Origin of the sequence: Photobacterium sp. BZF1 (genome assembly GCF_014349205.1) — a bacterium.
Lineage (GTDB): Bacteria > Pseudomonadota > Gammaproteobacteria > Enterobacterales > Vibrionaceae > Photobacterium.
Genome location: NZ_JACSOF010000023.1, coordinates 48,106 through 54,396 on the forward strand (window position 1 = coordinate 48,106; position 6,291 = coordinate 54,396).

Sequence of the window (6,291 nt, forward strand, 5' to 3'; positions counted from 1 at the left end):
TATAGAAAAAGCATGACTCAGCCAATTCTTGAAGTGCAAGGTTTATCGGTCACTTATGGTCGAGATACTCAGGTGTTGAAGCAGATTGGTTTTTCACTTCAGCGAGGAGAAATCCTCGCTGTTGTTGGAGAAAGTGGCAGCGGAAAATCTACCTTAATCCGCGCCATCATCAATTTGCTCGGCAACGGTGGAAAAATTAATAGCGGGTCCATTCATTTTGATGGCGAGGACCTATCCAGCTTTAATACCCGGCAATGGAGAAGTCTAAGAGGCGGGCGTATTGCTATGGTGTTTCAAAACCCGGGTGCAGCCTTAAGCCCTATGGTGGGCATTGAGCGCCAGTTTGTAGAGGCTATTCGTAATCACAAAGCGATATCAAAGGCAGATGCTAAACAAATAGCATTGATGGAAATTGAAAGATTAGGGATGGCCGATCCACAGTCAATACTTCAATCCCGCCCTTGGCAACTCAGTGGTGGTATGAAGCAGCGAGTAGCAATCGCTATATCTCTTTCCATGCAACCAGAGCTTATCCTAGCGGATGAGCCTACATCTGCATTGGATGTATCAACACAAGAGCTAGTGCTAAACGAGCTACGTTTACGCAAAGCCAAGCAAAATACCTCTGTAATTATGGTCAGTCACAACTTGGCGGCATGTGCTGCCATTGCTGATAAGATATTAGTGATGAAAGACGGGGAAGTGGTTGATTTTGGCACTTTGGATCAAATTCATTCTCGCCGTGACGAATGTTATACCTGTGAGTTACTTGATGCTGTGCCGAGGCTTAAACCATCGAATCGGGAGCTGAAGTATGCCTAGCCTCGTTGATGTTAATGCTTTAAGCCATAGCTTTGTTAAAAATGGTCAACCGTTCAGAGCGTTAAATTCAGTCAATATCAATATCGATGCCGCGGAATGTGTGGGAATTGTGGGAGCTAGCGGTTGCGGTAAATCGACGTTAGCAAGATTACTGTGCAGAATAAACACGGTTGAAAGTGGTGAAATTACCCTTGATGGTCAACCGATAGATCAACAGAAACTGACAGATTACTATCAGCAAGTGCAGATGGTCTTTCAAGACCCATTCGCGACTTTTCCAGCTCGTATGAAAGTAAGGCAATATCTGCTTGAGCCTTTTATCAACTTTAAACTAATAGAAAAATCCCAACACGATGCATTAGCTGAAGAGTTATTGGAGAGGGTTCATTTATCTGGTGATTTACTTAATAGATACCCTAATCAATTGTCGGGCGGTCAATTGCAACGAATTGCGTTTGCTCGCGCAACGGCACTTTCACCAAAACTGCTAATTTGTGACGAAGCGACATCAGCACTAGATGCAACGATTCAAAAGCAAATCATCAATCTTTTTAATGAATTAAGATTGAAGTTTGGTTTTGCGTGCCTTTTTATTACCCATGATCTTGCACTGGCTGAAATGCTATGTGACAGAATCTACGTTATGCATGAGGGCGAGGTGGTTGAGGAACTCACAAGTGGGTGTATTGTGGATGAGGCGATGCATCCTGTTACCCAAAATATGATCGTATCTAACCTCAAGCTTACTAGTGCTCTAAGGTAAAGTATCGAAAATGAGTAAAGATGGGGCTAGATAAAAAGCCCCATAGCGTTAAATCCTACTAATTCCGACCTGATATTACTTGTCCACATCGCCTTCAACGCCTTCGTGTGAAAGGTCGCCGGAGAGTTCCGCTTGTATTTCCGCTAGGGTCTCTTCCTCTGCGGCAATGATTTTGCCACTTTTGGCGTCAACTTCTATCTCGAATGCCTTGTCGCCCTGTCTCACAAAGACATCCCATTGGGTATCAGGCTCGTCAAAGCGGATGCCAAGCACTTCCACTCCGACTTCTGCCAAAGCCGCTTTTATGGCATCTTGCTCAGTAATAAGCTTGGCGTCTGTTGCTGCATAGCTTGCAATAGTGGTTAATCCTAGCGTGACAAACAAAGCACTATGCACAATCAAATTTTTCATTCTCTACTCCATGACCTTCAGTTAACAAGAAAATCTTAGCCCACAAAACTTGTAACCTGCCAACAACGCCAATCTCACCGTTGAAAATGCCAGCTTATTGTTCTGTCTCGTTAGGATAGTGACTCAACGATTTTTTCACATCTTCATTGATACTCTGGTTTGCAGTGCAAATGAGCTGTTATATGGAAGAACCCATGAATAGAAATTTATTGTTCTGCTTTGGCATTGTGTTTGTAGCTTTGCTGCTTCCAGTCAGTATCTTCAATATCGGAGAAGCAACGCCTGAGTGGTCGTTGTTTTGGCAGGTACGTACTTATCTGGTTACCTACACTGGAATGGCCTCTATGATTTTGATGTCGCTGTGCATCATTCTCTCTGTTAAGCATTGGCCAGTAGTGAGGTGGCCAATAGAGAAATGGTTGGGCGGCCTCGATCAACAGTACCGGCTACATAAGTACCTTGGAATTTCAGCCGCATTCTCGGCCTTGTTTCACTGGGCCAGCTTTTTGAGTGATGATTTCGCCATGGATCTGGGGTTTGTTACGCCTAAAGACGAAACCTTCCCGTTCTGGACATTGGTAGAAGCGCTGGGGGACCCTGCACAGCTCATCGGCGAATATGGTTTCTATTTTACCGCAGCCTTTGTCCTGATAGCCTGGATAAAGAAATTCAAACACAATGTATTTCAACTTTCACATAAGTTGTTCCCGTACTTATATTTGCTGCTGGTGCTGCATATGGTGATGTTTTTCGATGCTAGCCTGTGGCTGACTTTCCCTGGCTTGGTACTACTTATGACCAGCACACTTGCAACAGTAGGCAGCTTATTGACTATCTTAGGCTTTAATGGAAAACAGAAGCGCTACCCTGCAAAAGTAGAGCGTTTCACACCCATGAACAATGGTGTGGAAGTGGTGCTTAAGGTCGACCCCAAAAACACGGAGGCATTTCAGTTTAAGCCAGGACAGTTTGCCTTTATTGGGTTTGGTGATAAAGAGCGAGCACACCCATTTAGTCTTGCCTCTGCCTGTCATCGTGATGGCACCGTTCGTCTACTTATCAAAGCGAATGGTGATTACACCAACGCGCTGGTCAATAGGCTGAAAGTGGGGCAGGTTGCACAGGTTGAAGGCCCTTACGGCTGCTTTAATTTTGACGATGAGGCAAAACAGCATATCTGGTTTGCGGCAGGTATTGGTATCGCACCATTTCTTACCGCGATAGAAGCTGTTGGAAAAAATAAGACAGTGAGCTTGTATTACAGTTTCCGTGAGAAGGAGAGTGCATTGTTAGCAGAGCTAAAGCAAAGAGCGACAGAGGCCGGTGTTGACTTGCATGTAAGGGATACTACTTCACAAAGCCGCTTTGACAGTGAAGAAATTATCAGCAATGTCCAAGATATCAATCAATGCAGTGTATGGTTCTGCGGCCCGTCCGAGCTTGGTAAGCGACTCGAAAGAGATTTTGCCAAAGCAAAGTTACCTTCAAAAGCCTTTCATCGAGAGCTATTTGAGTTTAGGTAATCTATTTCTGTATAAAAACTGAACAATATTGACTTTGGTTAAAATTAGAGTAAAAACTCAGATCTGGTGCAAAGATATTCCTTGTCAGCTTAGTAATATGGAGTTGTTGTTCCATGTTACAGCAGAGAAAGGAGTGAATAATGAGGTGTTTATCTTTGATTAGCATTATTTCGATAGCTGTGGCGACACCTGCGTTGGCAACGGATTTTTTTGTTGGGGCGGGTGTTGGTTGGCAGCAAGATGAAATAAAACGTACCGTTGAAAAAGACAGTGAAAGTGCGCATTTCCAGCTTCGAGCAGGGGCAATCCTTGAACAAGACCACCGTATCACTGCGGCCTATTCCTACAAGGATGATGATGTCCGAGCGGAAGGGGAGAAGTATAAGCACTATATGCACTTGATGACATTATCTTATGACTACATGATGCCATTCGCTTTTGATGGGCGGTTGGCGGGGTTTATCGGGCCGACAATGGGTCTTTACAACAATAAATTTGATGACAGAAGCCGGACCCACTTCACCTGGGGCGGTCAAGTGGGTTTGCAATACCGCTTGCCACAAAATTGGAGTGTTGATCTCTCTTACCGCTATCTTGATATGGATATTAACGGTAGCCAGCACGAGTTGGATGACACCCAGCAAATCACACTAGCAGTGGACCGCCGTTTCTAGCCTCATGCCATTCATTGCTTGCAGCGCCTGAGTTATGTGAATAGCTCGGGCGTATATTTTACCAGAGGTGTAATCACGTGCTCGTATCCAATTGTCAACGATACGTACACCAGTAATGCAGCCATCAAAAGGTTGAATGTTTTGAAGTAACTTGGTTTCGAAATACGTTTTCCCAACACTAGGCCCGCCAATGAGTATCCCGTTGGAGCACCGAAGGCCAGTATGGCAAGAACCGATGACCACAATACAATCGCAACCCCCGTAATGCCGACACTCGGAAACTGAATCGTAGAGATAGGCAAGGTTGCAAGAAGGGCTTTGGGGTTGAGTAACTGCATGAAAAGTCCGTCCCTGAAACGCAGGGTGGCTGAGTTTGAATGACTTTGGGTAAGCTCTACATTGGCGTTTGCTACCTTCCATGCAATATATAAAATGTAAGCGCATCCCGCGAGGCTGACAAAGGGCAGTACTTGGGGATTAATAACCTGAAGGCCAACATATCCCAGGAAAACAAATAGAATAAACATCGCGGTTCCCACACCAATGAAAAAGCCAAGGTGAGAACGTGTTTTCCTGTTCAATCCACTATGTAACCCAAGTAGGTTTATCGGGCCTGGGGTGTACATTACTCCAATCGCGTAGGCGAATATTTCTGACATGACTAGCTCCAAGATAAAGCATTAGCTCGTGTTTTTAACGAGTCCACTGAAGTTGGTACTGTTTTGGTGTCATACCAAATACTCGCTTGAAGTTACGGTTCAAATGGCTCGCGTCGGCAAACCCAGAAACAATGGCTGCCCGCGTCGCATTGTGCCCAGCAAGTAACTCTTTTCGCGCGTAGTTAATACGACAATTCAAAACATATTGGTGTGGAGTAATGCAAAAGTGCTCGCGAAACGCACGGATGAAGTGAAACTTAGACATGTTTGCCACGTTGGCAATGTCATCAATCGTGATGTCACTGGCAAGGTTGGCGATGATGAAGTCTCTAGCTTGCAGTAGCAGCCTATCTGCACGGGTGCGTTGGCTGGGTAATTCAAGGCTTCCATGCAGGCGCACCAAGGATTGAGCGATTTGAAACAAGCCTGCTTCATGCTCAATGCTTGAATATACGTTGTCATGCAGTCGCTGAGACATACCGTAAATCTGGTGGCGGAGTATTGGGTCATTAATCAGGGTGTCATTTAGCCTGAGCGTGGTGTGCTTCTTGTGTCCCAACGCCTGAAAGAGTGGGTGCAGGTCCTTCGGGTGGATATAAAGCATCACGTACTCCAGAGTCTGCTCTACACCAGAATGACCATCATGGATATCTTCTGGGTTAAACAGCAAGATGTTGCCCGGTGTACTCTTGTAGAAGGCGTTGCGGCAAAAAAAATCTTGCCGGCCTTGCAGCGTCAGTCCAATCGAATACTCTTCATGGGCATGCTTGGCGTAACTGAAATCACTCATGGTCGCGCTCAGCATAGACACGCTGTCTTGCAGAGTGCTGCCAGTGTATGTAAAGTGATTCCCTTGCTCCACGCGCCTATCTCCTCGAAACACAACTCCCTAACCAGAGTCTCTCACATTATTCCTACGCCAATATATTCAACTCATCAATAAAAAACTTGAACGAAATTGCTCAGTTCGCCTGACGACTCTGTTGACTCTCTGGGAATGCAAACAAAAAATCGAAACTAATCAGTTTTATTTTCTTGACAGCTTCAATAGCCGAGCCTACATTTAAATTAACAAAACGAAACGGTTTAGTTTCGAAGCAATGAAACAGTCAGAGAAGGAATACAACATGCTTAAATCAATCGCGCTATCAACTTTACTTGTCGGTTCAATGTCAGCTTCAGCTGTTGATCTCAACATTACAGATTCAGGTTCAGGTCTTCATATCAAGGCAACAGATCAATCAGCTCCGGCAGCAGGGCTTAAAGTGAATGTAACCAATGTCCCTCAACTCAACGGGTCGTCATTTACCACTGATGAGCATGGTCGAGTCTTTATCCCGCTGTCATTGAACGCCAGCCGCTCAGTAAAAGTTGTCGCGACAGATGATATGGATATGTCAGTAGCATCAAGAACTGTTTTCCATAGCCACTCGCGCTAA

Annotated in this window: 8 protein-coding genes; 5 read left to right on the forward strand and 3 right to left on the reverse strand. The window is 45.0% G+C overall.

Features of this window, described 5'->3' with window-relative positions; all coding sequences use genetic code 11:
- Positions 1-12: 12 nt before the first annotated feature.
- On the forward strand, positions 13-822 hold the full coding sequence (locus BIZ37_RS07185; RefSeq protein ID WP_187460928.1) for an ABC transporter ATP-binding protein: 810 nt from the start codon (positions 13-15) through the stop codon (positions 820-822).
- A complete protein-coding gene (locus tag BIZ37_RS07190; protein ID WP_187460929.1) occupies positions 815-1,585 on the forward strand; it encodes an ABC transporter ATP-binding protein in 771 nt (256 codons plus the stop codon). Before BIZ37_RS07185 ends, BIZ37_RS07190 begins: the two co-directional genes overlap by 8 nt.
- Before the next feature lie 75 nt (positions 1,586-1,660).
- Here the strand turns inward: BIZ37_RS07190 and BIZ37_RS07195 are convergent, their stop codons facing one another.
- Complete coding sequence (locus tag BIZ37_RS07195; RefSeq protein WP_187460930.1) at positions 1,661-1,996, reverse strand: PepSY domain-containing protein; 336 nt, start codon at positions 1,994-1,996, stop codon at positions 1,661-1,663.
- 194 nt (positions 1,997-2,190) lie between these two features.
- On the opposite strand from BIZ37_RS07195, the gene BIZ37_RS07200 reads away from it, so the two are divergent.
- Positions 2,191-3,519 (forward strand): ferric reductase-like transmembrane domain-containing protein, encoded by a 1,329-nt coding sequence (locus BIZ37_RS07200; RefSeq protein WP_255526697.1) that lies wholly within the window; start codon positions 2,191-2,193, stop codon positions 3,517-3,519.
- A 140-nt stretch (positions 3,520-3,659) separates the two neighbouring features.
- Entirely contained in the window at positions 3,660-4,193 is a 534-nt protein-coding gene (locus BIZ37_RS07205; RefSeq protein ID WP_187460931.1) for a porin family protein, read from the forward strand.
- A 32-nt stretch (positions 4,194-4,225) separates the two neighbouring features.
- On the opposite strand, the gene BIZ37_RS07210 is transcribed toward BIZ37_RS07205, so the two are convergent.
- Together BIZ37_RS07210 and BIZ37_RS07215 are read right to left on the reverse strand one after the other, a co-directional pair.
- Positions 4,226-4,852 carry a LysE family translocator gene (locus tag BIZ37_RS07210; RefSeq protein WP_187460932.1) on the reverse strand — a complete coding sequence of 209 codons (627 nt, stop codon included), beginning with the start codon at positions 4,850-4,852 and terminating at the stop codon, positions 4,226-4,228.
- 34 nt (positions 4,853-4,886) lie between these two features.
- Positions 4,887-5,714 carry an AraC family transcriptional regulator gene (locus tag BIZ37_RS07215; RefSeq protein ID WP_187460933.1) on the reverse strand — a complete coding sequence of 276 codons (828 nt, stop codon included), beginning with the start codon at positions 5,712-5,714 and terminating at the stop codon, positions 4,887-4,889.
- A gap of 265 nt (positions 5,715-5,979) precedes the next feature.
- Between BIZ37_RS07215 and BIZ37_RS07220 the strand changes: the two genes are divergently transcribed.
- Positions 5,980-6,291 carry a hypothetical protein gene (locus BIZ37_RS07220; protein ID WP_187460934.1) on the forward strand — a complete coding sequence of 104 codons (312 nt, stop codon included), beginning with the start codon at positions 5,980-5,982 and terminating at the stop codon, positions 6,289-6,291.

Excerpts from the sequence above, each read along its gene's own strand:
- BIZ37_RS07205 (WP_187460931.1), top strand. The coding sequence starts at position 3,660 with ATGAGGTGTTTATCTTTGATTAGCATTATTTCGATAGCTGTGGCGACA.
- BIZ37_RS07220 (WP_187460934.1), top strand. The coding sequence starts at position 5,980 with ATGCTTAAATCAATCGCGCTATCAACTTTACTTGTCGGTTCAATGTCA.
- BIZ37_RS07200 (WP_255526697.1), top strand. The coding sequence starts at position 2,191 with ATGAATAGAAATTTATTGTTCTGCTTTGGCATTGTGTTTGTAGCTTTG.
- BIZ37_RS07190 (WP_187460929.1), top strand. The coding sequence starts at position 815 with ATGCCTAGCCTCGTTGATGTTAATGCTTTAAGCCATAGCTTTGTTAAA.
- BIZ37_RS07195 (WP_187460930.1), bottom strand. The coding sequence starts at position 1,996 with ATGAAAAATTTGATTGTGCATAGTGCTTTGTTTGTCACGCTAGGATTA.
- BIZ37_RS07210 (WP_187460932.1), bottom strand. The coding sequence starts at position 4,852 with ATGTCAGAAATATTCGCCTACGCGATTGGAGTAATGTACACCCCAGGC.
- BIZ37_RS07185 (WP_187460928.1), top strand. The coding sequence starts at position 13 with ATGACTCAGCCAATTCTTGAAGTGCAAGGTTTATCGGTCACTTATGGT.